Origin of the sequence: Amycolatopsis sp. FDAARGOS 1241, from assembly GCF_016889705.1 — a bacterium.
Classification (GTDB): domain Bacteria; phylum Actinomycetota; class Actinomycetes; order Mycobacteriales; family Pseudonocardiaceae; genus Amycolatopsis.
Map to the genome: position 1 here is coordinate 2,229,039 of NZ_CP069526.1, position 24,412 is coordinate 2,253,450.

Genomic DNA, 24,412 nt, shown 5'->3' on the forward strand with positions numbered 1-24,412 from the left:
GTGGCCGTCGCGGAGTACGAACGCGAGATGCGCAAGTACGCGGACAAGGCCGTCCGCGCTTCGGCCCGCAGCGCCGAACAGTTCGTTTCCGAAAGCCGCCTCGGCCGGGCGCTGACACGGACGATGCTGCGGGCGATGGGCGCGGTTCAGAAATTGCGCCGTTGAGGCTCAGGCCGCGGGCCGGGGGAGTGCCGCGATCGCCGTTTCCGCGATGTCCAGCCGAGCTTCCTCGCTCGCGCCCGCTTTGCTGCCTCGATGGCGCGCAGGACGGCCGGCAGCAGTGCCGCCAGTCTGATCCGCCAGTCCGGCCGCGCCCGCGGCCCGCAGGCGGCCGCGGTGGGCGACGTCGGCGGCGTCGACGTGGGTGACCAGGCGGGAGTGAGCGTCCTCGGCGGACCCGCGCCGCTCGCGCCCGGTGGCGTCGACGATCGCGGCGCAGGAGGCCGACGCGTCGTCGTTCGTCAACGGCGCGGAGTGGTTTGTCGGGGGACCGAGCAGACCCGAGCCCCGGCGGGACTAGGCGGTCCCGCCGGAGCACCCGTGGTCAGAGCCGGCGCGGGGCCTCGATGCCGAGCAGTTCGAGGCCGAGCACGAGCGTCCGCGACGTCAGCGTGGCCAGCTGCACCCGCGACGCCCGCAGCTGCGGTGTTTCCGCCGCGAGCACTGGGCACTGCTCGTAGAAGCGGGAGAACGTCACGGCCGTGTCGTACAAGTACGTGCAGAGCTTGTGCGGTACGTACGCGACGGTCGCGGAGCGGACGGCTTCACCGAAGCGCAGCAACGTGAGCGCGAGCGCGCGTTCGGCCGGCTCGGCGAGCGAGACCGGCGCTGTCTCGTGCTCGCCCGCCTTGGCGAGGATCGACTCGATCCGCGCGTGCGCGTACTGCAGGTAGACGGACGTGTTGCCGTCCTTGGCCAGCATGCGGTCCCACTCGAACACGTAGTCGCGTTCGCGGTCGCCGGACAGGTCGGCGTACTTCACCGCACCGATCCCGACCGCCCGCGCGACCTCGCGCTGTTCGTCCGCGCCCAGCTCACTGCGTTCGGCCACCACGTCGGCGGCCTGCGAAACCGCTTCGGCCAGCAGGTCGGCGAGCTTGATCGTCTCGCCCGCGCGCGTGCGCATGACCTTGCCGTCGGCGCCGAGCACCGAGCCGAAGCCGATGTGCTCGGCGTGCACACCTTCGAGCCAGCCCGCGGCGCGGCAGACAGCGAAGATCATCGCGAAGTGCTGAGCCTGCGGCGTGCCGACGACGTACAGCAGATCGGTCGCGCCGCGTTCAGCGGTCCAGTACTTCGCGGTGGCGAGGTCGGTGGCCGCGTAGCCGTAGCCCCCGTCGCTCTTGCGGACGATCAGCGGCAGCCGGTCACCTTCGCGATTGTGGAAGCCTTCGGGGAACACGCACACGGCGCCGTCGCTGAGCTCGGTGAGCCCGTCGGCTTCGAGTTCGTCGACGACCTTCCCGAGGTACGGGTTGTAGAAGCTCTCGCCGTAGATGTCCGCGTCGGTGAGCGTGATGCCGAGCAGGTGGTAGACGTCGTTGAAGTGCCGCTTGGACTCGTCGACGAGCTCCTGCCAGGTGGCGAGCGTCTGCTCGTCGCCGCTCTGCAGCTTCACGACTCGCTCGCGCGAGCGCGTGGCGAAGGCCTCGTCGGAATCGAACTTCCGGCGCGCGGCTTGGTAGAACGCGTTGAGGTCGCCGATTCCGCTGCGCCCAGCGGGTGGATCGTCGAGCAGGTGCTCGATGAGCATGCCGAACGGCGTGCCCCAGTCGCCGAGGTGGTTGTGCGGCAGCACTTCGTGGCCCGCGAACCTCAGCAGCCGCGAGATGGCGTCGCCGATCACCGACGAACGCAGGTGCCCGACGTGCATCTCCTTCGCGACGTTCGGGCTGCTGTAGTCGAGCGCGATCCGGCGCGGCTTCGCGGCGGGCTCGACGCCGAGCCGCGCGTCGTCGCTCAGCGCGGCCACGCGCTCTTCGAGCCACTCGCGGCGGAGCACGAAGTTGAGGAACCCGGGGCCGGCGATCTCGGGCGGCTCGGCGACGTCGTCGAGCCGCAGGTGCGCCACGATGGCCGAGGCCACCTCGCGCGGCGGCCGTCCGAGGCGTTTGCCCAGGCTCATGGCCAGGTTGCACTGGTAGTCCACGCCGTCACGCGTCGAGACCGCGATCAGCGCGTCCCTGGGGGCGATGTCGACGTCGAGCGCGCGGTGGAGGGCGTCCACCACGCGTCGCGCCAGCTCCTCACTAACCTCGGGCTTGCGCACGGTGTCCCTCCTTCTTCGCGTAGTCGAGTCGACGCAGCGTAGCGACTCGGCCCGGCGCGGCCCGAAGGGATCACCGCAGTTCGCTGCCTCTCGTCTCCGGCAGCCGCAGCACGACGAGGAACGCGATCACCCCGGCGACCGCGACGTACCAGAAGAACGCCGTGGCCGCCCCGGCCGCGGAGAGCGCGTTGAGCACCAGCGGCGCCGTCCCGCCGAAGACCGCGACGGTCAGGTTGTACCAAGCGCCGATGCCCAGCCCGCGCAGTTCGGTCGGGAAGAGCTCGCTCATGATCGCCGGCGTGAGTGCCGTGACGGCCGCGTAGAGCGCCAGCCCCACGCAGAACACCACGAGCAGCCCGCCGAACCCCGGCCCGACCAGGAACGACAGCGGCACGATCACCACCGCCGTCACCCCGGACCACACCAGCATCTGCGGCTTGCGCCCGATCCGGTCCGACAGCGCGCCCAACGGGTATTGCAACGCCACGAACAACGCAGCTCCGATCGACAACGCGAGGAACGCGTCGACCTCGTCCGCCCCGCGCGACTTCACCGCGAACGCCGTGAGAGCGCTGAAGAAGGTGTAGTAGCACAGCGTCGCCAGCATCGTGATGCCGACGAGCTGCCCCACGGCCTTCGGGTGGCGTGTCAGCGTCGTCAGCAACGGCCGCCGCACGCGCCGCGCACTCTCCTGCTTCTGCTGGTACAGCTCGGTTTCCGTCAGGCTGCGGCGCAACCACAGCCCGGCGAGCCCGAGCACACCGCCGATCAGGAACGGGATCCGCCAGCCGAACGACGCCAGCTGAGTCTTCTCCATCGTCCGCGCCAGCATGAACCCGAGCACGGTCGCGATCAGCACCGCGCCGCCCGTCGAGATGTAGAAAAACGCAGAGTACCGCCCGCGCCGCTCACTCGGCGCGATCTCACCGAGGTACGCCGACGCGTTCGACACCTCACCACCCACCGACAGACCCTGGGCCACGCGCGCGATCAGCAGCAGCGCCGGTGCCAGCCAGCCCACCTGGCCGAACGTCGGCAACACCCCGATCGCCAGCGACCCGCCCGCCATCAGCGCGATCGTCAGGATCATCGCGGGCTTGCGCCCGCGCAGGTCCGCGAACCGCCCGAGCAGCAGCCCGCCCAGTGGCCGGAAGAAGAACGCGAGCGCATAGGTGGCGAACGTGTTGATCAGCGCGAGCGCTTCGTTGCCCGACGGGAAGAACGCCCCGGCGAAGTAGATGCTGAACGTCGCGTAGATCGTCCAGTCGAACCACTCCAGCGCGTTGCCCATGCTGGCGGCCACCAGCTTGCGCACCGGAAGCCGGTGGCGGGTCCCGCGCTCGGCTGCCACCTCGGTCATCTCGGCCTCCCCTTCGCGACGGAACGCTCCGGCGCTCTCACCTGAGAACCGCGCACTCGAGAACCGTGCACCGGAGAACCGTGGCACTGCCCGCCGCGGCGTGGGTAGCTACCGAAGTGCGTTCCTGTCCTGTGAGGGATGACCGCGTTCCCGATCGTCCTCGCCGTTGGTGCGTTCGGCGCCGGCCGGGCGGCCGTCAGGACGTACTGGCCAGCGCGAAGGGCAACACCCCCTTCGCGCCCGCCTTGCGCAGGAGGCGGGCCGCCAGCGTCATCGTCCAGCCGGTGTCGATGACGTCGTCGACGAGCAGGATCGGGCCGGGCGTCGTGGCGACCCGGGCCGCCACCTCGCCGGGAAGCGCCAGCCGGCGCCACAGGTCCGCGAGCCGCTGCGCGCTGTTGGCCTGCCGGGGCGGCGGACCCGGCGATTCCAGCGCCCCGAGGTGCTCGAGCCGGCCGATGGCCGCGAGCCGGGCGGCGAGGCTCGACACGAGCTGCGGCCGCGTCGCCGACGGAATGGTCACGACCGCAGTCGGCCGCTCCGCCCACTGCCACGCCGCGAGCACCTTCACGCACGCCTGGAACACGGCTTCGGGTACCTCACCGTCGAGGGAGCCCGTCCCGACGAGTTCCCGCAACCGCCCGCCCCAGCCGACGTCGGTGAGCCGGCCGAGCGCCTGGCCCGGCTCGGCCTGGTCGCCGGTGGGGATGCGGCCCGACAGCGGCACGTCGAGCGACTTCATCCCGGTCGGCCACATCTTGCGCGGCGCGACCTCTACGCCCGGCCGGTCCAGCCGCTCGCGCGTCGCCCCGGCGACCTCTTCGGACACGCCCGTGTCCCAGTGGCGGCCGGTGCAGTTGTCGCACCGCCCGCACGGCGCGGCCTCCGGATCGTCGAGCTGGCGGCGCAGGTACTCCATGCGGCAGCCGGTGGTCGTGAGGTAGGCGAGCATCGCGTCCTGCTCGGCTTGCCGGGCTTTGGCGACGCGCGCATACCGCTCGCGGTCGTATTCCCACTGCTCGCCGGTGCTCTCCCAGCCACCGCGCACGCGCCGGACCGCACCGTCGACGTCGAGCACCTTAAGGACCATCTCCAGCCGCGAGCGCGACAGCTCTACCGTCGGCTCCAGTGCGGCTGTCGACAGTGGACGGTCGGCGTAGGCCAGCGAATTGAGCACTTGCGTCACCCGCAGCTCGTCGGGGAAGGCGAGCGAGCCGAAGTACGCCCAGATCGCCTTGTCCTCGCGCCCGGGCAGCAGCACGACCTCCGCGCGCTCGACCCCCCGGCCCGCGCGCCCGACTTGCTGGTAGTACGCGATCGGCGACGACGGCGCACCGAGGTGCACCACGAACCCGAGGTCGGGCTTGTCGAAGCCCATGCCGAGCGCCGATGTCGCCACGAGCGCCTTGACCCGGTTGGCCAGCAGGTCGTCCTCCGCCGCCTGCCGGTCGGCCGGATCGGTCTTGCCCGTGTACGCCGCGACCTCGTACCCGCGGTCGCGCAGCAGCGAGGTGACGTCGTGGGCCGCCGCCACGGTGAGGGTGTAGATGATGCCGGAGCCGGGCAGCTCGGCCAGGTGCTCGGCGAGCCAGGCCAGCCGTGCCTGGTCCGACGGCAGCTCGGCCACGGCAAGCCGCAGGCTTTCGCGGTCGAGCGGCCCGCGCAGGACGAGCGTGTCGCCGCCCGTGCCGATGCCCAGCTGGTCGGCGACGTCGGTGGCTACTCGGTCGTTGGCCGTCGCGGTCGTGGCGAGCACCGGCACGCCGTCGGGCAGATCGCCCAGCAGCGTGCGCAGCCGGCGGTAGTCGGGCCGGAAGTCGTGCCCCCAGTCGGAGATGCAGTGCGCCTCGTCGACCACGAGCAGGCCGGCGGTCGCGGTGAGCTTCGGCAGCACCGTGTCGCGGAAGTCCGGGTTGTTGAGCCGCTCGGGGCTCACCAGCAGCACGTCGACGTCGCCGGCGGTGACCGACGCCTGCACCTCGTCCCATTCCTGCGGGTTGGCGGAGTTGATGGTCGCCGCGTGGATCCCGGCGCGCGCGGCCGCCGAGATCTGGTTGCGCATGAGCGCCAGCAGGGGCGAGACGATGACCGTCGGGCCGGCTCCTCGCTCGCGCAGCAGGGCTGTGGCCAGGAAGTACACGGCCGACTTGCCCCACCCGGTGCGCTGCACGACGAGCGCGCGCCGGTGGTGCGCGACCAGGGCTTCGATCGCCGTCCACTGGTCCTCGCGCAGGGTCGCGGTGTCTCCGGCGAGCGACCGCAGCAGGGTCTCGGCGCGTTCGCGAAGGGCTTCGGTGGTGTCCACGCTCCCGGTCTACCTCATGGTGCCGACAGAACGGGAGCCGGACGAGGTGCGAACGGATCGTTCGCACCGTGATACGCATAGTGATGTGAGTCACGTCACAAATGGACTCGCGTAAGGCGTCCCGCGCCCGCGACTCCCTCCCGCGACCGGTCCCTCGCGGGGGAGGTGACGGGTTGCCCGGCGGGGCCCCCTCGCCCGCCGGGGTGTGGCGCGCGGGCCGGCCTCCACAGGGGGAGCGGGGAGAGGCCGGCCCGTGCCCCACGCGAACCCGCGCGGCGCCTCCGCGTCCGAGCGCCGGTCCACCGGTGCCGGCCGACGGCCACAAAAGCTGAGTTACGCACGTCGCAGCCCGAACGGGGGGCCCTCGCCCGATTGCGCGTATAGGCTCACCGGCTATGTCACCACGCCGGATCGGGGTCATGGGCGGCACGTTCGACCCCGTGCACCACGGTCACCTCGTCGCGGCCAGCGAGGTGCAGTCGCGCTTCGCGCTCGACGAGGTCATCTTCGTGCCCACCGGCCAGCCGTGGCAGAAGTCCGACCGGCGCGTCACCCGTGCCGAGGACCGCTACCTCATGACGGTCATCGCCACCGCGTCCAACCCGGTGTTCTCCGTGAGCCGCGTCGACATCGACCGCGGCGGGCAGACCTACACCGTCGACACGCTCCGGGACCTGCACGAGGAGTACCCGGACGACCAGCTGTTCTTCATCACCGGCGCCGATGCGCTCGAGCAGATCCTCACCTGGCACAAGGCCGACGAGCTGTTCGACTTCGCGCACTTCATCGGCGTCACGCGCCCCGGCTACCGGCTCAACTCCCACCACCTGCCGAGCGGCAAGGTCAGTCTCGTCGAGGTCACGGCGATGGCGATCTCGTCCACGGGGTGCCGCGAGCGCGTGGAACGCGGCGAGCCCGTCTGGTACCTCGTGCCCGACGGCGTGGTCCGTTACATCGCGAAGAAGGACCTGTACCGCAAAGACAGAGGTGAGTGACCGGGTACCCTCGTGCGGGCGAACCCCGAACCCTGAAGGAGCACTGTGGTAGCGACGTCCGAGGCACGAGAGCTGGCCGTGGCGGCCGCGCACGCGGCAGCCGACAAGCTGGCCAGTGACGTGGTCGTGCTGGACGTGTCCGATCAGCTCGTGATCACCGACGCCTTCGTGATCGCGTCCGCGCCCAACGAGCGGCAGGTCGGTGCGATCGTCGACAACGTCGAGGAGAAGCTGCGCATCGGCGGCCACAAGCCGGTCCGCCGCGAAGGCGCCCGCGAGGGCCGTTGGGTGCTGCTCGACTACGTCGACGTGGTCGTCCACGTGCAGCACCAGGAAGAGCGCTCGTTCTACGGCCTCGAGCGGCTGTGGAAGGACTGCCCGCGCATCGAGGTCGAGGGACTCGAGCCCGCCGCGGCGGCCGAGTCGGACGGCGGTGCGGACGGCGCGGACGGCCAGGACGCGTGAGCCTGAAGCGGCTGCTGCTCTGGCGGCACGGCGAAACGGACTACAACGCCGCCGGCCGCATGCAGGGACACCTGGACTCCGCGCTGACCCCGGTCGGCTGGAACCAGGCCCGCTTCGCCGTTCCCGCGCTCGCGCGGTTCTCCCCAGATCTGGTGATCGCCTCGGACCTGCACCGCGCGACCGACACCGCCACCGTGCTCACCGAGGCGATCGGCGTGCCGCTGCGCATCGACAAACGCCTGCGCGAAACGCACCTCGGCGAGTGGCAGGGCATGACCGGCCCGGAGGTGGACGCCGCCTACCCCGGTGAGCGCGACAAGTGGCGCACCGACGCCGCGTGGGCCCCGCCCGGCGGCGAGTCCCGCGTGGACGTCGCCGAGCGCGCGAGCGAGGTCGTGAACGACCTGCTGCAGCCCAACTCCGAGGCGGGCGAATCCGTGCTGCTCGCTTCTCACGGTGGCCTGATCGTCGCGCTCACGGCGAAGCTGCTCGGCCTGCCCGTCGAGATCTGGCCCTCGCTCGGCGGCATCATGAACTGCCACTGGGTCGAGTTCGGCCGCCGCGGCGGCACGTGGCGGCTCCACGCGTACAACGCGGGGATCACCGGCTGATCGATGGGCCCGCACGTGCTCGTCTTCGGTGACTCGCTGAGCTTCCACGGTCCCGGAGGTCCCTGCCCCGCGGACGAACCGCGCCTGTGGCCCAACGTCACCGCCGGCGCGCTCGGCGGCCGCGCCGACCTCGTCGCCGGTATCGGCTGGACCGCGCGCGACGCGTGGTGGTCGCTCACCGGCGACCCGCGCGTCTGGGCCGACCTGCACCACGTCGACGCCGTCGTGCTCGCCGTCGGCAGCATGGACACCCTCCCGTCGCCCCTGCCGACGTACCTGCGGACCGGTCTGCGCTACCTCCGGCCCGACGGCTTCCGCCGCTCCGTGCGCGCCGCCTACCTCGCCGCCCAGCCCCGGCTTTCGGTCGCCTTCCGCGGCCGCCCCGCGGTACTGCCCGCGAAGCTCACCGTGCACCACCTCGACCTCGCCGTGGAGGCGTTGCGTGTGCTGCGCCCCGAGCTGCCGATCTTCGGCGTGCTCCCGTCGGTGCACCGCGCCGGCTCCTACGGCGGCGTGCACTCCGCCCGGCCAGGTGCCGCCGCGGCGACGGCCGCGTGGGCCGCGCGCGCTGCCGTGCCCCTGCTCGACCTCGCCGCCGTCGTGGGCGACCACGTGCTCAGCGGCGCCGGCAATCCGGACGGCATGCACTGGGGCTGGGCGGGCCACGAAGCCGTGGGCCACGCCATGGCGGAGCTGATGACGCCGGCTTTGCACCCTGGCGACGTAGGCTGACGGCGTGTCGGTCGCTGTGGTCACGGACTCCACCGCCCACCTGCCGGAGGGATTCGCCGACCGGCACTCGGTGCGGGTGGTGCCCCTGCACGTCCTCGTCGACGGCGCAGTCTCCTACGACGGCACCGACATGGGCCCCGCCGCGCTCGCCGAAGCGCTGGGGGAGCGCAAGATCGTCACCACCTCCCGGCCCACGCCCGCCGAATTCGCGACGGTCTTCCGCGCCGCCCTCGACGAGGGCGCCGACTCGATCGTCTCCGTGCACCTGTCCAAACAGCTCTCCGGCACCTGGGAAGCCGCGGTGCTCGCCGCCCAAGAGGTTGGTCAGGACCTCGTCCGCGTCGTCGACTCGCGCACCACGGCGATGGGCCTCGGCTTCGCCGCGCTCCACGCCGCCGTGGCCGCCGCCGCGGGCAAGTCACCCGCCGATGTCGAGGCCGCTGCCGTCGCCGCCGCCCGCAGGTCCTCCACGCTCTTCGTGGTCGAGACCCTCGAGCACCTCCGCCGAGGCGGCCGCATCGGCCCCGCCGCCGCGCTGCTCGGCACCGCGCTCGCCGTCAAGCCGGTGCTGCACATGTCCGAAGGGCGCATCCTTCCGCTGGAAAAGGTGCGGACCATGAACCGCGCCATGGCCCGCCTGGTCGAGCTCGCCGTGGAGGCCGCCGGCGAGGGGCCCGTCGAGCTCGCCGTGCACCACCTCGCCTCGCCGGAACGCGCGGTCGAGCTCGCCAACCGTCTGGAGGAAGCCGTTCCCGGCTGCGAGGGCGGCTGCGTGGTCTCCGAACTCGGCGCCGTGATCGGCGCCCACACCGGGCCGGGTGTGCTCGGCGTGGTCGTGCAACGCGCGGGCTGAGCCGGCTGCATCCGCCGCGCCGGCGTGATCGTCTGGTGCGCACCACAGCGTTTCCGGCCCGAGCACCGAGCTTCCTGATCCGGCAAGGAATCCCGAGCCGGCCGCGTCAGTTCCGCCCGGTCGTGAAGCCCGCGAGGAACAACTCCAGCCACCGTGCCCGCACCGCGGGTTCGACGTCCGTCGGCGCTGTCCGGAGGAGCAGGTGGAAGTCGTCCGCCGTCACGTCGTCGCGAAGGCGGCCGTCGCGTTGCGCGGCCTCGCTCAGGCGGTCATCGCGGACCGGCTGCGGCTCTCCTGATCGGGCGTCAGGTACTCGGCGCCGACGTCCTGCGCCGCCGCCTTCACCGCCCGTTCCGCGGCGGCCGCCTCCACGATGTGGCTCACCAGAGCCGAGATCTCGCTCACCGCGTCGGCCCCACCGGCCACTCGCACCGCTGACGCCTCGACGGCTTCGGTGAGCACTTCGCTGTGCTCGCCGATCACCGCCGTGACGAGGCCGGTTTTCGTCGGGAAGTGGCGGTAGAGCGTGCCGACGGCGCCCCCCGCGGCCTCGGCGATCGTGTCCATCGTGACATCGGGACATCGGGGCCGAGCCGGGTGATCTGGTCCCGCGCCGCGGCGAGGATCTTCGTGCGGTTGCGCACCGCGTCGGCGCGCGGCGGGCGGGACGGTTCCATCGGCTCTCCGGGATCAGCTCGCGACGGCCCTCGGGATCAGGGCGTCGAAGGCTCGGCCGGGCAGGACCCGGCGCAGGAAGATCAGGGGCTTCGCGCCGAAACCCGCGGCGTAGTGCGTTCATGGCCGACGTGAGGTGGCAGCCTTCGAGACGGTCTTCGCGATCACCGCCGGCTGCGACATCAGCCGAGCGTTGACGCCTGAGGTCATTCCCTTCGCGAGTTTCCCCGCCACGTCCTGGTACGGACCTTCGCCCGAGACCTCCAAGAGGTGCCGCATCGCGGTGTCGCCCAACTCTGCGGCGATCCCGCCGGGCACGACCACGACCACGTCGATCCCGAAGGGCGGCACCTCCATCCGCAGCACGTCGGGCAACCCCTCCAGCGCGAACTTCGTGCCGTGGTACCACGCGCCCATCGGGGTGTGGATCTTGCCGCCCATCGAGGAGATGCTCACGATCCGACCGCAAACGAGTGGTGCTCGTGCGTCACCACCCACCGGCCGCGCTCCTTGCGCAGGCCGATCGTGAGCCGCAGCCGCTGCTCCGGCGGGTCGTTCGGTGTGCCGCACCAAAGCAACGCCCAGGCGAAGGCCACGTCGTCGCCGGCCGTCACGTCCAGTTCGAGGATCGTGAACGTCGCCCCCTCCCGCTGCCACACGAAGAAAGGCGGCCACGTCTCGCGGTACGCGTCGATCCCGCGCACGCCTTCGTGCGGTGGCGCGACGTCGAACATGACGATGTCGTCGGAGTGATCGGCGAGCACGCCGCCGAGATCTCCCGTGTGGACGGCACTGGCCCAGCTCTCGATCACGGTGCGGATGTCGGACTCGTCGCTCATGGTGGTTCCCCCTCGGGTCGCTCTGGCGCGGTGATGGCGGCCAGCATGGCACCGCGGCCCGACCGGAACCGTCGATCGAGGGCTCCGGACGGGCAGTTGTCCACAAGGGGTGGGTTATCCACAGGCGGCCCGATTCGCTCTCGCGGCCGGTGTTGATCAGCGCCTAGCGTCGCACGTGTGTTCGAGCAGACTGCCCGTGACCCGGGCCCTCCCGTGAACGCCAGGCTCGCCTGGCTGGCCGACCAGCTGTCGGCGGGCCCGCGCACCGTCGGGCCCGGCGGCCGCCTGGTGCGGCGCTGGCTGCCGGGTGGCACCGACCCCGCACACCCGGGCTTGCCCGGCCTGCTGCGGAGTCCTCGGCTGCTCGTCGTGGCCGGCCTGGTGGTCGTCGTCGCGCTGATCGCGGCCGGGTTCGCCGTGTTCAGCGGATCGCCGCGGCTGGAGGTCGCGCCGGCGCTGCCGAGCGCGAAGGCCCACCCGCCCGCGGCGGCGGCGCCGTCCACCGAGAAGCTCGTGATCAGCGTGATCGGCCACGTCCGCACTCCGGGGCTCGTCACCGTCGCGGCCGGCTCACGCGTGGCCGACGCACTCCGTGTCGCCGGCGGCGCGGACCCGGGCACGGACCTGTCCGGTCTGAACCTCGCCCGCAAACTCACCGACGGGGAGCAGCTCGCCGTCGGCATCACCGTCGCACCGTCTGCACCTGCGGGCGCGGGCGCGGCACCGGGCAAGCTCGACCTCAACGCGGCCACGCCCGAACAGCTCGACACCCTCCCTGGCGTCGGTGAGGTCACCGCCGGCCGCATCGTCGACTGGCGCACGCAACACGGCGGCTTCTCGAGCGTCGAGCAACTGCGCGACGTCGACGGGATCGGCGAGAGCAAGTTCGAGAAGTTGCGCGAGCAGGTGACGGTCGGATGAGCCTCGTGGAGCGGGAGTTCGTACCGGCGTGGCGGAACCACGACTTCCGCCTCGTCCCGGCGGCGTTCGTCGCGTGGGGCGGGACGCTCGCGGGACTGCGACTCGGCTGGTGGGCGGCCGGGATTTCCGGCGCCGTGGCGGTGTTGCTGTCGGCCGTGATGCTCGCGCGGCGGCGGACCCGGTGGGTGGGTGCGGCCGGTGCGTTGCTGGTGCTTGGTCTCGTCGTGGCGCTGCCGACGGCCTGGCGCATCCGGTCGGCGGAGCAGGACGTGCTCGCCCAGGCCGCCGCGCGCGGGATGACGGTCACGCTGCGCGTCGAGGTCACCGAACGGCCGCGGCCGATCCACAGCGCCGGGTACGCCGACCAGCAAGCTGGTACGCGTTCCGTGGCCATCGACACCCGTGTTGAAGCGGCTACTGTGGACGGTCGCCCGCTGGACTCCGCTGGGCGGGTTCTGCTGCTCGCCCCGGTGGCCGGCTGGGGCGGCTTGCTGCCGGGACAGGAAGTCACCGCGTTGGCGAGACTCGCACCCACGCGGGGCGGTGAGCTGACGGCCGCGGTCGCCTACCTGCGGGGCCCACCGGTCGACGTGACCGCGGCGCCTTGGTGGCAGCGCGCGGCGGCCGCGTTGCGAGCGGGCCTGCACGAGCTGTGCGCCGTGCTCCCGGAGGAACCGGCCGGTCTGCTGCCCGGGCTGGTCCTCGGCGACACGAGTGCGTTGCCGCAGCAGGTCGAGCAGGAGTTCACGGAATCGGGGCTCACCCACCTGATGGCCGTGAGCGGTGGGAACGTGGCGATCATCTGCGGAGCCGTGCTGTTGCTGTGCCGACTGCTGCGGATCGGGCCCCGGGTGTCGGCAGTGGCGGCCGGCCTGTGCCTGTGTGGCTTCCTCGTGCTGGTCGGCCCGGCGCCGAGCGTGCTGCGCGCCGGGGTGATGGGCGGGGTGGCGCTGCTCGCGCTGGGGCTGGGCCGCCGCGGGTCGGCGTTGCCGGCGCTGGCGTTCTCGGTGTGCGTGCTCGTCGCGTGGGACCCGGTGATGGCGGCGGACTTCGGGTTCGCGCTGTCGGTGTTCGCGACGGCGGGGCTCGTGCTGCTGGCTCCGCGGTGGGCGGATTCGCTGGTGCGCAGGGGAGTTCCGCCTGGGTACGCCGAGGGGATCGCGGTGCCGCTCGCGGCGTTCGTGGTCACGGCACCGGTGATCGCGGGCATGGCGGGCACGGTCAGCCTGGTCTCGGTGGTCACGAACGTCCTCGCGGCGCCGGTCGTCGCGCCGGTGACCGTGCTCGGCGTGCTGGCGACCGTCGTCGGGCCTTGGTGGCCCGGCGCGGGGCACGTGCTGGTGCACCTGGCCGATCCTGAGGCCCGCTGGCTGATCACCGTCGCACGGCACGGTGCCCGGGCGCCGGGCGCGGTGCTGACGTGGCCCGGCGGGTGGTGGGGCGGGCTGTGCGCGGCGGGACTGCTCGTGCTGGCCGTGGTCGCACTCAGGTTCCGGCGGGCGCGAATCCTCGTGGCGGTGGCGCTCGTGGTCGTGCTGCTGCTCGTGGTTCCCGCGCGGGTGCTCAAACCCGGCTGGCCGCCTGGGGGCTGGGCGATGGTCGAGTGCGACGTCGGGCAAGGCGACGCCGTCGTGCTGGCCACCGCAGAGCCCGGCCGCGCGGTGGTCGTCGACACCGGGCCGGAGCCGGGACCGGTGGATGAGTGCCTGCGGCGGCTCGGCGTCGACCGGGTGCCGTTGCTGGTGCTCAGTCACCTGCACGCCGACCACATCGGCGGGCTGTCGTCGGTGTTCGAGGGCCGGGCGGTGGGGGCGATCGCCGTCGGGCCCGGGCGGGCGCCGGCGTGGGCGTGGCAGCAGGTGTCGGAGGAGGCGCGGACGCGGCACGTGCCGTTGCTGGAGCTGAGCGAAGGGCAGCAGCTCGAGTGGCCGGGGCTGTCGCTGGATGTGCTCGGGCCGCGGTACGTCACCGCGCGCTCGGCCGCCGAGCAGGACGGCACGGCGATCAACAACAGTTCCGTGGTGCTGCGGGCGACCACGTCCGCGGGGAGGGTGCTGCTGACGGGAGACGTGGAGCTGGCCGCGCAGGCCGATCTGCTGGCCGAGGGGGTGGATCTGCACGCCGACGTGCTGAAAGTGCCCCACCACGGCTCGCGCTATTCGCTGCCGCAGTTCCTCGCGGCCGTGGGGGCGCGGGCGGCGATGATCAGCGTGGGCGCGGGCAACGGCTACGGGCACCCGGCGAAGTCCACAGTGGACGTGCTGGGAACGTTGGGCGTACTGGTCACGCGGACCGATGTGGACGGTGACACGGCCGTGCTGCCGAGTGACGGCGGGCCGGTCGTGGCCCGCCGGGGTGAGCCCCGTGGGCCGCCCCGGTAGCGGAGCGGCCCACGGGCCCGGTGGTCAGCGGCTCAGTAGCCCAGCGCCTTGCTGACGGCTTCGGCCGAGGGCGGCACCGTCGCCTTGGGGCCGATGCGGCCTTCGACGGCGTCGAGCGTCTTGAGGCCGTCGCCGGTGATGAGCAGGACCGTTTCGGCGTCGGGGTCGAGCTTGCCGGTCTCCACGAGCTTCTTCGCGGTCGCGACGGTGACGCCGCCGGCGGTCTCGGTGAAGATGCCCTCGGTGCGCGCGAGCAACCGGATGCCCTCCACGACCTCTTCGTCGCTCACGTCTTCGATCGCGCCACCGGTGCGGTTGACCACGTCGAGCACGTAGGGGCCGTCGGCGGGGTTGCCGATGGCGAGCGAGCGGGCGATCGTGTCGGGCTTCACAGGCTGGACCACGTCGTGGCCGGCGCGGAAAGCGGCCGAGACGGGGGAGCAGCCGGTGGCCTGCGCGCCGAACACCTTGTAGGGGCTGGCTTCCACGAGACCGAGCTGGCCGAGCTCGCGGAAACCCTTGTCCACCTTGGTCAGCTGCGAGCCCGAGGCGATCGGGACCACGATCTGCTCCGGCAGACGCCAGCCGAGCTGCTCGGCGACCTCGTAGCCGAGTGTCTTGGAACCTTCGGAGTAGTACGGGCGGACGTTCACGTTCACGAACGCCCACTTCGGGTGCTCCCCGGCCAGCTCGGTGGCGAGGCGGTTGACGTCGTCGTAGTTGCCGTCGACGGCGACCAGATCGCCGTCGTACACCGCGGTGGTGAGGATCTTGGCGCGCTCGAGCGACTTGGGGATCAGCACGACCGACCGCCAGCCGGCGCGGGCCGCGGCGGCGGCCGTCGCGTTGGCCAGGTTGCCGGTCGAGGGACAGGCGAGCACCTCGAAGCCGAACTCGCGGGCCGCGGCCAGCGCGACGGCGACCACGCGGTCCTTGAAGGAGTGCGTGGGGTTGCCGGTGTCGTCCTTGACCCACACGGTCTTCAGGCCGAGGGCCTTGGCGAGCCGGTCGGCCTTGACCAGGCGGGTGCCGCCGGGTTCGGTGTTGGGGATCTGTTCGACGGTCGAGGGGACGGGAAGAAGCTTCTTGTAGCGCCAGATGTTCTTGGGGCCGGCCTCGATGTCCTCGCGGCGCACGCGGCCGAAGTCGTACGCGACCTCGAGCGGCGAGAAGTCCTCGGCGGACACGAACTCCGGGGCGAGCGGCTGCCGGTGGCCCTCTTCCTTCGACACCAGTTCGACAGCAGGACCGAGATCCAGGGTCTTCTTGGTGGAGGACGTTCCGAGGGTTGCGGTCATCGCGAGGTTCCTTTCCTCATCTGTCCCGCCGAAGCGGGCCGGAATTGGCACCGTGGTCGTCAGCTATCCCGCAAGTTCGGGAAGACAGGCTGTACGCCGGTTGCCGGGGCTTCTTCGGGCCGTTCCCTCTGCCCCTCTGGATGAGCGGTCTTCTGTTGTCGGCGCGCCGCTGTGCTTTTGTGGACCGTGGCTTTTGTGGACCGTGCTTTCCGCGGACCGTGCGCTGCCTCGGGTACACCGTACGACATGGCGATCACCTGATGCCACGGTGGCGGCGCACATCACCGGAGCAGGCGCGTCGGCGAACGGGTGAGAAGATGGCGGGGTGACCACCGCACCCGCGCCGCTGCACCTCGTCCTCGGCGAGGAAGAACTGCTCATCGAGCGGGCTGTCCGCGCCACGCTGGACGCCGCGCGGGCGAGTGACCCGACGGCCGAGATGACCCGCAACCGGGTGTCCGAACTCACAGCTCCCCTGCTTGCCGAACTGGTGAGTCCGTCACTGTTCAGCGAGGGGCGGGTGATCGTGCTCGACTCGGCGCAGGACATTTCGCAGGAGCTGGCCGACGCGGTGCTGGCGTACCTCGCGTCACCCGCCGACGGGGTCGTGCTCGTGGTCGTGCACAGCGGTGGCGGCCGCAGCAAGGCGGCCAAGGCCTTGCCCGCGGCGCTGAAAAAGGCCGGTGCCGAGATCACCGAGTGCCCGAAGCTCACGAAGCCCGCCGAGCGCGAGTCGTTCGTGCGCAACGAGGTGCGCCGCGCCGGCGGCAAGATCGACCCGGGGGGCGTCATGGCGCTCCTCGACTCCGTCGGCTCGGACCTGCGCGAGCTGTCCTCGGCGGCGACGCAGCTCGTCGCGGACACCGGGGGTGTGGTCGATGAGCAGGCGGTGCGCCGCTACCACACCGGCCGTGCCGACGTGACCGGCTTCGCGGTCGCCGAGAAGGCCGTCGCGGGTGACCGCGCGGCGGCCCTGGAGTCGCTGCGCTGGGCCATGCAGCTGGGCGTCCCGCATGTCCTCGTCGCCGACGCCCTCGCCGACGCGGTGCGCACGATCGCCCGCGTCTCCGCCGCCGGCCGTGGCAACCCGAATCAGATGGCCGGTGAGCTGGGCATGCCGCCGTGGAAGATCCGCAAGGCCCAGGGCCAGGCCCGCGGCTGGGGCCAGGACGGCCTCACCGCGGCGATGCAGGTGGTGGCCCGCCTGAACGCCGAGGTCAAGGGCGTCGCGGCCGACGCGGACTACGCACTGGAACGCGCGGTCGTCGAGGTCGTCACCGCCAAGGGTGAACGCTGACGGCCGCTTGAGGCGCGTCCCGGCTCGCGAGCGGCCGGACGACCACCGCGAGGTGCGAGTGGGCACCTTCGGTCGCCACACGCGAGCTGCGGTGGCCGGGGCCGCTGGGCAGCGGCGGGGCTCGCCCGCGCGAGTCCAGGTGCTTGCGATCGGAACGACGCAAGACGAGGTAAGTGGTGTGCTGGCTTGCCGGTGTCTGGAAGGCCACTGCGAGGTCGTACGCCGCTGGGGCTTTCGGCCGCCACGTGCCAGCTGCGATGGCAGGGCCGCTGTGGCAGCCGCGGGGCCCGCCCGCGCGAGCCGAGGTGCTTGGACCGGAACGCCGCAAGAAGAGGCACGTCGTGCGCCGGCTGGCGGGTGCCTGGAAGACCACCGCGAGGTCGCACCCGGCTGGGAGTCGGGCCGCTGCGAGCCGCGATGGCAGCGGCCGCTGTGGCAGTTCCGGGACCCGCCCGCGCGAGCCGAGGGTGCTTGGACCCCAACGCCGCAAGAAGAGGCAAGTGGCGTGCCGTCACCGCGAGATCGTGCGCCGCTGGGGCCTCTGGCCGCCATCTGCGAGCCGCGATGACAAGAGCCGCTGTGGCAGCGGCGGGCCTCCCCCGCGCGAGCGGAGCGTGCTCGCGAACCGAACGCCGCAAGACAAGGGAAGTGGTGTGCCGGCTCGCGGGTGCCTCAAGAACACTGCGAGGTCGTACGCCGCTGGGGCTTTCGGCCCTCCGGTGCGAGGCGCGATGGCGGGGCCGCTGTGGCAGCGGTGGGGCCCGCCCGCGCGGGCGAGGGTGCTTGGACCGGAACGCCGCAAGAAGAGGCACGTAGTGCGCCGGCTGGCGGGTGCCTGGAAGACCACTGCGAGGCCGCACGCTGGGTGTAAGTCAGGCCGCTGCGAGCCGCGATGGCAGAGGCCGCTGTGGCGGCGCCAGGGCTCGTCCGCGCGAGCCGAGGACGCTTGCGAACCGAACGCCGCATGAGGGGACAAGTAGCCGGTGGTCGGTCGGCAGCGCGGACCGTCGGGACACGCGTACACGACGGTCCGGTGGGCGCGCCGGCACTGTTCCGGGCCCGATTCGAGCGGCCACCGGACCGCCCGGGAAGCGTAGCCGGTCACCGCGAACAGGGCGCCGCGCCCCTGCCCGATCGGCGTCGCACCAGGGCAGGCACGCCCGTTGACCGGCGCAGGAAAAAGGCCCGGCGACCAACAGGTCACCGGGCCCCTCGCGTCCTCGCCGGTCAGCTCAGAGCTGGTTCGCGCGCTTCGCGATCGCCGACTTCTTGTTGGCGGCCTGGTTGGCGTGGATGACACCCTTGGTGACGGCCTTGTCGAGCTTGCGGGCGGCGTCGCGCTGCAGTTCGAGGGCCTTGTCCTTGTCACCGGCCTCGGCGGCTTCGCGGAACTTGCGGATCGCGGTCTTCACCGAGGACCGGATCGCCAGGTTGCGCTGCCGCGCCTTCTCGTTCGTGGTGATGCGCTTGATCTGCGACTTGATGTTGGCCATGGTGGCGTCCTGCTTTCTTCTCGGTGAAGGGGCGTTGCCGCGTCTGCGTGGCGCCGGCCGGGGCCGGTTTCCTCCTGGGCGGAATGCCGCACGGCAACGGTCCGAAAGCCTAACAGGCCTGCTCCGGGGTCATTCGCGCGGCCCGGGAAGATCGCATCGGTTACGGTGGGGAGGTAGTGTCCAGGGTTCCGACGCCGGCCCGCGGCCCGCCACGAGCGCGGGCCCACCCACAACGAGGGCGGGCGGGCCTGGTCCGAGCGGCACCATCGGTGCGGCCGGACGCCCGCCGTTCATCTGACGGGACAAAAGCCTGGAGGACCCGGTACTTCCGCGTGCGCGGAAGACCCGAACGGGTCCGATGAACACCACCGCTTTGTCGTTCGTCCTCGTCGCCGCGGTCGTGCACGCGCTGTGGAACCTCGCCGCCAAACGCGTGACCTTCGGCGGGCCGCGGTTCGTGTGGCTGTACTACACCGTTTCGGCCGTCGTACTGGCGCCGGTCGTCGCCGTGACGCTGCTCGTCGAGCCGCAACGTCCGCAGTGGACCTGGCTGGTCGCCGCGGTGGTGACGGCGGTGCTGCACGTGGCGTACGGCACGGTCCTGCAACGCGGGTACGCCGTCGGTGACCTGTCGGTCGTCTACCCGCTCGCGCGCGGCACCGGGCCGCTGCTGTCGGTGCTCGCGGCGGTCCTCTTCCTGCACGAGCGCCCCGGAGTGCTGGGGCTGCTCGGCGCGTTCCTGGTTGTCACCGGCGTGCTCGTGATCAGCGCCGGCGGCAGCGGGGCCGGCGCGAAGAAGCGCCAGGCCGGCGTGTTCTACGGCGTGCTCACCGGCGCGACGATCGCCGCGTACACGCTGTGGGACGCGCACTCCGTGACGACGCTCGCGGTCCCGCCGCTCGTGTACTTCGGCGCCGGTGCGCTGTGCCAGAGCGTGCTGCTGGCCCCGGCGGCGGTGCGCGACCGCGCGGAGGTCGGCAAGCTGTGGCGCGAGCACCGCAAGGAGGTGCTGATCGTCGGCATCGCGTCGCCCGCGGCGTACCTGCTGGTGCTCTACGCGCTTCAGATGGCGCCGGTGAGCCTGGTCGCGCCGGCACGGGAGCTGTCGATCGTGCTGGGCGGGCTGGCCGCGTGGTTCGTGCTGGGCGAGCGCAACGCGGCGCGCCGGCTGGCGGGGTCGGTGCTCGTGCTCGCGGGGATCGTCGCGATTGCGATGGCCTGAGCCACTCGGGTAGGCAGGACGCATGGACGTACTGAGCAGCCGGGTGCTGATCCACCCGCGCGACCTGGAGGTCTCCACCGCGTTCTACCGGGACACCCTCGGGCTGGCGATCCAGCGCGAGTTCCCCGGGGGCACGGTCTTCTTCGCGGGTGGCGGGTCGATCGAGGTCGTCGGCAGCGACGACGACGCGCCGTCGACCGCCGTCGACCTCTGGCTGCAGGTCCGCGACCTGGCCGCGACGCTCGAAGAACTGGCCGCGCGGGGCGTCACGCCCGTGCGCGGAGCCAAGCGCGAGCCGTGGGGGCTCGACGAGGCGTGGCTCACGGACCCGGACGGCCTGCGCATCGTCCTGGTGGAGGTTCCACCGGAGCACCCGCTGCGACGCGACCCGCGCTGACACCGGGTCCGGGTCAGGGCTTCCGGGCCCGCAGCTGCGCGGCCAGCGGCGCGAATCCCGGCGGCTGCCACGTCCACGTCTGCAGATCGGTGAAGCCCGCTCCGGCGGCTTCGGCGGCCAGTTCGTGCCTCGTCACGGGCAGCCACCTCTCGTGCGCCGAGAGCAGCAGCCGCCCGCCCGGACGCAGCACGCGGAACAGCTCGGCGAAGCCCGCCGCCCGGTCGTCCCAGAGCTGGACGTTGTTGACGGTCAGCACCACGTCCACGCACTCGTCGGCCGACCCCGTGGCCGACACCGGCGCGTCGCGCAGTTCGACGCGGTCGCCGCAGCGCTCGCGGCACAGCGCGCGCATCTCGGCCGACGGCTCGACGCCGACGACCGAGCCGGCCAGCCGGCTCGCCGCGTCGAGGCCGACGCCCGGACCGGGGCCCACGACCAGCACGGTTTCGTCGGGTTCCAGCCGCGCGAGGTCCACGAGACGGTGTTCGGTGGCGGCGTTGCCGCGGGCCATCAGCCGGCCGCCCGCCCGCCCCAGCAGGCCGCGGGGGTGCCCGAACGCCCGGTCGAGCGCGGTGTCGAACGGGCCGCCGGGCGGGTGCGAAGTGCTCATACTCCGAGGTCACCACGAGCCCGCCGCGCACGCATCGGGGATGACCCCCACCCGCACCCGGAGGTCCATGGGACCATAGAGGTGGCCATCCCCGACCGTTCCCGAGGACCACACGAGTGACAGCGCCCAAGACGTTCGCCGACACCACCTTCACGCCGCCGGAGTTGATCCGCAACTTCTGCATCATCGCCCACATCGACCACGGCAAGTCGACGCTGGCGGACCGCATGCTGCAGCTGACCGGCGTCGTCGAGGAACGGGCGATGCGCGCTCAGTACCTCGACCGCATGGACATCGAGCGCGAGCGCGGCATCACCATCAAGGCGCAGAACGTGCGGCTGCCCTGGCAGGTCGACGGCCAGGACCACGTGCTCCACCTCATCGACACCCCCGGCCACGTCGACTTCACCTACGAGGTCTCGCGGGCCCTCGAGGCGTGCGAGGGTGCGATCCTGCTGGTCGACGCCGCGCAGGGCATCGAGGCGCAGACACTCGCGAACCTGTACCTGGCGCTCGAGAACGACCTGCACATCATCCCGGTGCTCAACAAGATCGACCTGCCCTCGGCCGACCCGGACAAGTACGCGGCCGAGATCGCGCACATCATCGGCTGTGAGCCGTCCGACGTGCTGCGCGTGTCGGCCAAGACCGGTATGGGTGTGGCGGAGCTGCTGGACGAGTGCGTGCGCCAGGTCCCGGCCCCGGTCGGCAACGCGGACGCCCCCGCCCGCGCGATGATCTTCGACTCGGTCTACGACACCTACCGCGGCGTGGTCACCTACATCCGTGTGGTGGACGGCAAGATCACCCCGCGCGAGAAAATCCGCATGATGTCCACCGGCGCCACGCACGAGCTGCTGGAGGTCGGCATCATCTCGCCCGAGCCGAAGCCCAGCAAGGGGCTCGGCGTCGGCGAGGTGGGCTACCTGATCACCGGTGTGAAGGACGTCCGCCAGTCGAAGGTCGGCGACACCGTCACGTCCGAACGCCACGGCGCCACCGAACCCCTGGCCGGCTACCGCGAGCCGAAGCCGATGGTGTTCTCCGGGCTCTACCCGGTTGACGGCTCGGACTACCCGGAGCTGCGCGAGGCGCTCGAGAAGCTGCAGCTCAACGACGCCGCGCTCGCGTATGAGCCCGAGACGTCGGTGGCACTCGGGTTCGGTTTCCGCTGTGGGTTCCTCGGCCTGCTGCACCTGGAGATCACACGCGACCGCCTCGAGCGTGAATTCGGTCTCGACCTGATCTCCACCGCGCCCAACGTGGTCTACCGCGTGGTGCTGGAGGACCGCAGCGAGGTCGTGGTCACCAACCCGTCCGACTGGCCGAGCGGGCTCAAGATCTCCGAGGTCCACGAGCCGGTGTCGAAGGTCAGCATCCTCGCGCCGTCGGAGTTCGTCGGCACGATCATTGAGCTGTGCCAGGCGAAGCGCGGCAGCCTGCTCGGCATGGACTACCTGTCCGAGGACCGCGTGGAACTGCGTTACAACATCCCGCTCGCGGAGATCATCTTCGACTTCTTCGACACGCTGAAGTCGCGCACGCGCGGCTATGCGAGCCTCGACTACGAGGAGGCGGGTGATCAGGTCGCCGACCTGGTGAAGGTCGACATCCTGCTGCAGGGCGAAACCGTCGACGCGTTCTCCGCGATCGTGCACAAGGACGCCGCCTACAGCTACGGCAACCGGATGGCCACGCGGCTGCGCGAGCTGATCCCGCGCCAGCAGTTCGAGGTGCCGATCCAGGCGGCCGTCGGCTCGCGGATCATCGCCCGCGAGACGATCCGCGCGATGCGCAAGGACGTGCTCGCCAAGTGCTACGGCGGTGACATCTCCCGCAAGCGCAAGCTGCTCGAGAAGCAGAAGGAAGGCAAGAAGCGCATGAAGACCGTGGGCCGGGTCGAAGTGCCGCAAGAGGCGTTCGTCGCGGCTCTGTCCACTGAGGACAACGGCAAGGCCAAGAAGTAGGCGAGCCCGCACGGCGGCGGGCTCGCCGTCGCGGTCAGTGGTTGCCGATGATCTTCCCGGCCGAGATGAACACGGCCACGCGTCGCTCGGCGGCCATCACGCGGTCGTACTCGGCCCAGTCGTCGTGCGTGCCGGTGGCGGCCTTGAAGACGTCGCGCAGCAGCGTCGGCAGACCGGCCTGGTCGAAGGCAGGATCGGGGTCGTCCGGGCCGATCAGGTGCGTGGGTCCGGTCACGGAAACCCAATCCCAGCCGCGGCGGAACGTCATCGTCGCGTGGCCGGCGCGGCGCAGCAGCTTCAGCTTGTGCGCCCCTCCCACGGCCACGAAGGCGACGCCGGGAGCGCCGGTGACGGGGTCTGCCATGACTCCGGCGTTGACGACGGACGAGTGCACCGTCCCGTCGGTGCGGGTGGTCGAAATCGTCGCGAGGCCGTTCTCCTGCAGCGAGAGCGTGCGCACGTGATCCAGATCGGCGGTCATGCCCCAAGGTAACGCCGGAAGCCGAACGGGTATTCGCCGTCCGCGTCGCCGGTCCACGCGAGTTCCGCTCCGGCGGGTCTTGCGCATACGACCGGGCCCGGCTCCGAGTGCTCGATTTTCGGTGGCTGGCGCACCCGGACGGCGTCGTGATGGCCGAAGAGTCCCGATCGTCCCGAGGACGGGCGTTCACCCGGTGCCGGTTGCCGAGCGCGGCGGCGGCCGGCGGCACGGTACTGGGAATGTGGGTCCCCAACGGGGGGAAGGCCCAGGCCGCTCGGCTCGGCCGCATCCCCGGCGGGGCACCGAGCAGAGCGCTGGGCGGCTAGAGCGTGTCCGACAATGTTTTGGTCCAGGTGATCACGGCATGAAGGACGACGGCGGAGCGGTAGACGATGGCCAACTTGTCATAGCGCGTGGCCAGGCCGCGCCATTGCTTGAGCAGGTTGAAGCCACGTTCGACCACATTGCGACCGCGGTAGTCGACCGAATCGAACACCGGCGGACGGCCACCGCGTGAGCCACGGCGCTTCCGATGCCCGGCCTGGTCAGCGGGCTCGGGAATGACAGCGGTGATGCCGCGGGTACGCAAATGCCGGCGGATCGCCCGTGATGAATACGCCTTGTCCGCCCGGAGCCGGTCGGGCCGGGTGCGGGCCCGGCCGCGCCCGGCCCGGCGGATCCGCAGATGGCGCATCAGGTGCGCGAACATCGGAGCGTCCCCGGCCTGACCGGGACCGACCAGCGCCACCAGCGGACGGCCGCACCCGTCGACGAGGTGATGGACCTTCGTGCTCCAGCCACCGCGGGAACGGCCGATCGCATGATCAGGCGGCTCGCTGCGCAGATCCGTGTAATTCGACCCAGCCCCCCGTGACACGCCTGATGCTGGTGGCGTGCTGATGCGCCCGCGCGATCGTGGAATCCACCGACACCGCCCAATCCACCAGCCCAGCCGCGTCCGCTTCGGTCAGCAGGCGCTGCAACACCACGTCCCAGGTCCCATCGCCGGCCAGCCGTCGGTGCCAGGTCCAGATCGTCTGCCACGGACCGAACACCGCCGGCACGTCCCGCCACGCGATCCCACACCGATACCGATAGATGATCCCCTCGACCATCGCCCGCGCATCCGAGAACGGCCGACCACGCCTACCGGTACGGACCGGCAACAAGTCCTCGATCAACGCCCACTGAACATCCGACAACAGCTGAAACCGCGACACACCCACACAATCTCAGCAACC

At 71.6% G+C, this 24,412-nt stretch carries 25 protein-coding genes and 1 riboswitch; of the genes, 12 read left to right on the forward strand and 13 right to left on the reverse strand.

Going from position 1 to position 24,412, the window contains the following annotated elements; genetic code table 11:
* Positions 1–165 carry a hypothetical protein gene (locus I6J71_RS11010; RefSeq protein ID WP_204094620.1) on the forward strand — a complete coding sequence of 55 codons (165 nt, stop codon included), beginning with the start codon at positions 1–3 and terminating at the stop codon, positions 163–165.
* Positions 166–168: 3 nt separating this feature from the next.
* On the opposite strand, the gene I6J71_RS11015 is transcribed toward I6J71_RS11010, so the two are convergent.
* From I6J71_RS11015 to I6J71_RS11030, 4 genes are all read right to left on the reverse strand, one after another.
* On the reverse strand, positions 169–465 hold the full coding sequence (locus tag I6J71_RS11015; RefSeq protein ID WP_204094621.1) for a hypothetical protein: 297 nt from the start codon (positions 463–465) through the stop codon (positions 169–171).
* Between the two features lie 79 nt (positions 466–544).
* The gene (argS, locus tag I6J71_RS11020) at positions 545–2,269 is read right to left on the reverse strand and encodes an arginine--tRNA ligase (protein ID WP_204094622.1); all 1,725 of its coding nucleotides are present in this window, start codon (positions 2,267–2,269) and stop codon (positions 545–547) included.
* 70 nt (positions 2,270–2,339) lie between these two features.
* The gene (locus tag I6J71_RS11025) at positions 2,340–3,629 is read right to left on the reverse strand and encodes an MFS transporter (protein WP_204094623.1); all 1,290 of its coding nucleotides are present in this window, start codon (positions 3,627–3,629) and stop codon (positions 2,340–2,342) included.
* Between the two features lie 196 nt (positions 3,630–3,825).
* The gene (locus I6J71_RS11030; RefSeq protein ID WP_204094624.1) at positions 3,826–5,934 is read right to left on the reverse strand and encodes a RecQ family ATP-dependent DNA helicase; all 2,109 of its coding nucleotides are present in this window, start codon (positions 5,932–5,934) and stop codon (positions 3,826–3,828) included.
* A gap of 419 nt (positions 5,935–6,353) precedes the next feature.
* On the opposite strand from I6J71_RS11030, the gene nadD reads away from it, so the two are divergent.
* Genes nadD through I6J71_RS11055 form a run of 5 tightly spaced genes read left to right on the forward strand, consistent with a single transcriptional unit; the run spans position 6,354 to position 9,590 of the window.
* On the forward strand, positions 6,354–6,929 hold the full coding sequence (gene nadD / locus I6J71_RS11035; RefSeq protein WP_239155320.1) for a nicotinate-nucleotide adenylyltransferase: 576 nt from the start codon (positions 6,354–6,356) through the stop codon (positions 6,927–6,929).
* Between the two features lie 45 nt (positions 6,930–6,974).
* Positions 6,975–7,394 (forward strand): ribosome silencing factor, encoded by a 420-nt coding sequence (rsfS, locus tag I6J71_RS11040; protein ID WP_204094626.1) that lies wholly within the window; start codon positions 6,975–6,977, stop codon positions 7,392–7,394.
* Positions 7,391–8,005: a histidine phosphatase family protein gene (locus tag I6J71_RS11045; RefSeq protein WP_204094627.1), complete on the forward strand. Its 615-nt coding sequence runs from the start codon at positions 7,391–7,393 to the stop codon at positions 8,003–8,005. Before rsfS ends, I6J71_RS11045 begins: the two co-directional genes overlap by 4 nt.
* Before the next feature lie 3 nt (positions 8,006–8,008).
* Positions 8,009–8,737, forward strand: a complete 729-nt coding sequence (octT, locus tag I6J71_RS11050; RefSeq protein WP_204094628.1) for a diglucosylglycerate octanoyltransferase — start codon at positions 8,009–8,011, stop codon at positions 8,735–8,737.
* A gap of 4 nt (positions 8,738–8,741) precedes the next feature.
* Positions 8,742–9,590 (forward strand): DegV family protein, encoded by an 849-nt coding sequence (locus I6J71_RS11055; protein ID WP_204094629.1) that lies wholly within the window; start codon positions 8,742–8,744, stop codon positions 9,588–9,590.
* 261 nt (positions 9,591–9,851) lie between these two features.
* Here the strand turns inward: I6J71_RS11055 and I6J71_RS11060 are convergent, their stop codons facing one another.
* From I6J71_RS11060 to I6J71_RS11070, 3 genes are all read right to left on the reverse strand, one after another.
* On the reverse strand, positions 9,852–10,157 hold the full coding sequence (locus I6J71_RS11060) for a TetR/AcrR family transcriptional regulator (protein WP_204094630.1): 306 nt from the start codon (positions 10,155–10,157) through the stop codon (positions 9,852–9,854).
* 228 nt (positions 10,158–10,385) lie between these two features.
* On the reverse strand, positions 10,386–10,721 hold the full coding sequence (locus tag I6J71_RS11065; RefSeq protein ID WP_204094631.1) for an SDR family NAD(P)-dependent oxidoreductase: 336 nt from the start codon (positions 10,719–10,721) through the stop codon (positions 10,386–10,388).
* Complete coding sequence (locus tag I6J71_RS11070; RefSeq protein WP_204094632.1) at positions 10,718–11,104, reverse strand: nuclear transport factor 2 family protein; 387 nt, start codon at positions 11,102–11,104, stop codon at positions 10,718–10,720. Before I6J71_RS11070 ends, I6J71_RS11065 begins: the two co-directional genes overlap by 4 nt.
* 177 nt (positions 11,105–11,281) lie before the next feature.
* On the opposite strand from I6J71_RS11070, the gene I6J71_RS11075 reads away from it, so the two are divergent.
* Both I6J71_RS11075 and I6J71_RS11080 read left to right on the forward strand, forming a co-directional pair.
* On the forward strand, positions 11,282–12,025 hold the full coding sequence (locus tag I6J71_RS11075) for a ComEA family DNA-binding protein (RefSeq protein ID WP_204094633.1): 744 nt from the start codon (positions 11,282–11,284) through the stop codon (positions 12,023–12,025).
* On the forward strand, positions 12,022–14,406 hold the full coding sequence (locus I6J71_RS11080) for a ComEC/Rec2 family competence protein (protein WP_204094634.1): 2,385 nt from the start codon (positions 12,022–12,024) through the stop codon (positions 14,404–14,406). The genes I6J71_RS11075 and I6J71_RS11080 overlap by 4 nt, the downstream gene beginning before the upstream one ends.
* A 32-nt stretch (positions 14,407–14,438) precedes the next feature.
* On the opposite strand, the gene thrC is transcribed toward I6J71_RS11080, so the two are convergent.
* Positions 14,439–15,704 carry a threonine synthase gene (thrC, locus tag I6J71_RS11085; RefSeq protein ID WP_204094635.1) on the reverse strand — a complete coding sequence of 422 codons (1,266 nt, stop codon included), beginning with the start codon at positions 15,702–15,704 and terminating at the stop codon, positions 14,439–14,441.
* A gap of 13 nt (positions 15,705–15,717) precedes the next feature.
* A riboswitch (SAM riboswitch) is annotated at positions 15,718–15,851 on the reverse strand.
* 178 nt (positions 15,852–16,029) lie between these two features.
* Between thrC and holA the strand changes: the two genes are divergently transcribed.
* Entirely contained in the window at positions 16,030–17,001 is a 972-nt protein-coding gene (gene holA, locus I6J71_RS11090) for a DNA polymerase III subunit delta (protein ID WP_204094636.1), read from the forward strand.
* Between the two features lie 1,232 nt (positions 17,002–18,233).
* Here holA and rpsT read toward each other — a convergent pair.
* Complete coding sequence (gene rpsT / locus I6J71_RS11095; RefSeq protein ID WP_204094637.1) at positions 18,234–18,494, reverse strand: 30S ribosomal protein S20; 261 nt, start codon at positions 18,492–18,494, stop codon at positions 18,234–18,236.
* A gap of 358 nt (positions 18,495–18,852) precedes the next feature.
* Between rpsT and I6J71_RS11100 the strand changes: the two genes are divergently transcribed.
* Both I6J71_RS11100 and I6J71_RS11105 read left to right on the forward strand, forming a co-directional pair.
* Positions 18,853–19,716: a DMT family transporter gene (locus I6J71_RS11100; protein ID WP_204094638.1), complete on the forward strand. Its 864-nt coding sequence runs from the start codon at positions 18,853–18,855 to the stop codon at positions 19,714–19,716.
* Between the two features lie 22 nt (positions 19,717–19,738).
* The gene (locus tag I6J71_RS11105; protein ID WP_204094639.1) at positions 19,739–20,113 is read left to right on the forward strand and encodes a VOC family protein; all 375 of its coding nucleotides are present in this window, start codon (positions 19,739–19,741) and stop codon (positions 20,111–20,113) included.
* A gap of 13 nt (positions 20,114–20,126) precedes the next feature.
* On the opposite strand, the gene I6J71_RS11110 is transcribed toward I6J71_RS11105, so the two are convergent.
* On the reverse strand, positions 20,127–20,723 hold the full coding sequence (locus tag I6J71_RS11110; protein WP_204094640.1) for a class I SAM-dependent methyltransferase: 597 nt from the start codon (positions 20,721–20,723) through the stop codon (positions 20,127–20,129).
* Positions 20,724–20,839: 116 nt separating this feature from the next.
* On the opposite strand from I6J71_RS11110, the gene lepA reads away from it, so the two are divergent.
* Entirely contained in the window at positions 20,840–22,690 is a 1,851-nt protein-coding gene (lepA, locus tag I6J71_RS11115) for a translation elongation factor 4 (protein ID WP_204094641.1), read from the forward strand.
* Between the two features lie 34 nt (positions 22,691–22,724).
* Here the strand turns inward: lepA and I6J71_RS11120 are convergent, their stop codons facing one another.
* The 3 genes from I6J71_RS11120 to I6J71_RS50520 form a co-directional block, all read right to left on the reverse strand.
* Positions 22,725–23,171 carry a pyridoxamine 5'-phosphate oxidase family protein gene (locus I6J71_RS11120; RefSeq protein WP_204094642.1) on the reverse strand — a complete coding sequence of 149 codons (447 nt, stop codon included), beginning with the start codon at positions 23,169–23,171 and terminating at the stop codon, positions 22,725–22,727.
* 322 nt (positions 23,172–23,493) lie between these two features.
* Positions 23,494–24,048 carry an IS5 family transposase gene (locus tag I6J71_RS50515; RefSeq protein ID WP_370542113.1) on the reverse strand — a complete coding sequence of 185 codons (555 nt, stop codon included), beginning with the start codon at positions 24,046–24,048 and terminating at the stop codon, positions 23,494–23,496.
* The gene (locus tag I6J71_RS50520) at positions 23,996–24,397 is read right to left on the reverse strand and encodes a transposase (protein ID WP_370542114.1); all 402 of its coding nucleotides are present in this window, start codon (positions 24,395–24,397) and stop codon (positions 23,996–23,998) included. The genes I6J71_RS50515 and I6J71_RS50520 overlap by 53 nt, the downstream gene beginning before the upstream one ends.
* Between the last annotated feature and the right edge of the window lie 15 nt (positions 24,398–24,412).

What these genes read in the sequence shown, in the direction of transcription:
- I6J71_RS11080 (WP_204094634.1), top strand. Translation starts at nt 12,022, where the DNA reads ATGAGCCTCGTGGAGCGGGAGTTCGTACCGGCGTGGCGGAACCACGAC.
- thrC (WP_204094635.1), bottom strand. Translation starts at nt 15,704, where the DNA reads ATGACCGCAACCCTCGGAACGTCCTCCACCAAGAAGACCCTGGATCTC.
- I6J71_RS11070 (WP_204094632.1), bottom strand. Translation starts at nt 11,104, where the DNA reads ATGAGCGACGAGTCCGACATCCGCACCGTGATCGAGAGCTGGGCCAGT.
- I6J71_RS11110 (WP_204094640.1), bottom strand. Translation starts at nt 20,723, where the DNA reads ATGAGCACTTCGCACCCGCCCGGCGGCCCGTTCGACACCGCGCTCGAC.
- I6J71_RS11105 (WP_204094639.1), top strand. Translation starts at nt 19,739, where the DNA reads ATGGACGTACTGAGCAGCCGGGTGCTGATCCACCCGCGCGACCTGGAG.
- octT (WP_204094628.1), top strand. Translation starts at nt 8,009, where the DNA reads ATGGGCCCGCACGTGCTCGTCTTCGGTGACTCGCTGAGCTTCCACGGT.
- I6J71_RS11100 (WP_204094638.1), top strand. Translation starts at nt 18,853, where the DNA reads ATGAACACCACCGCTTTGTCGTTCGTCCTCGTCGCCGCGGTCGTGCAC.
- I6J71_RS11120 (WP_204094642.1), bottom strand. Translation starts at nt 23,171, where the DNA reads ATGACCGCCGATCTGGATCACGTGCGCACGCTCTCGCTGCAGGAGAAC.
- rpsT (WP_204094637.1), bottom strand. Translation starts at nt 18,494, where the DNA reads ATGGCCAACATCAAGTCGCAGATCAAGCGCATCACCACGAACGAGAAG.
- I6J71_RS11060 (WP_204094630.1), bottom strand. Translation starts at nt 10,157, where the DNA reads ATGGACACGATCGCCGAGGCCGCGGGGGGCGCCGTCGGCACGCTCTAC.
- nadD (WP_239155320.1), top strand. Translation starts at nt 6,354, where the DNA reads ATGGGCGGCACGTTCGACCCCGTGCACCACGGTCACCTCGTCGCGGCC.
- I6J71_RS11025 (WP_204094623.1), bottom strand. Translation starts at nt 3,629, where the DNA reads ATGACCGAGGTGGCAGCCGAGCGCGGGACCCGCCACCGGCTTCCGGTG.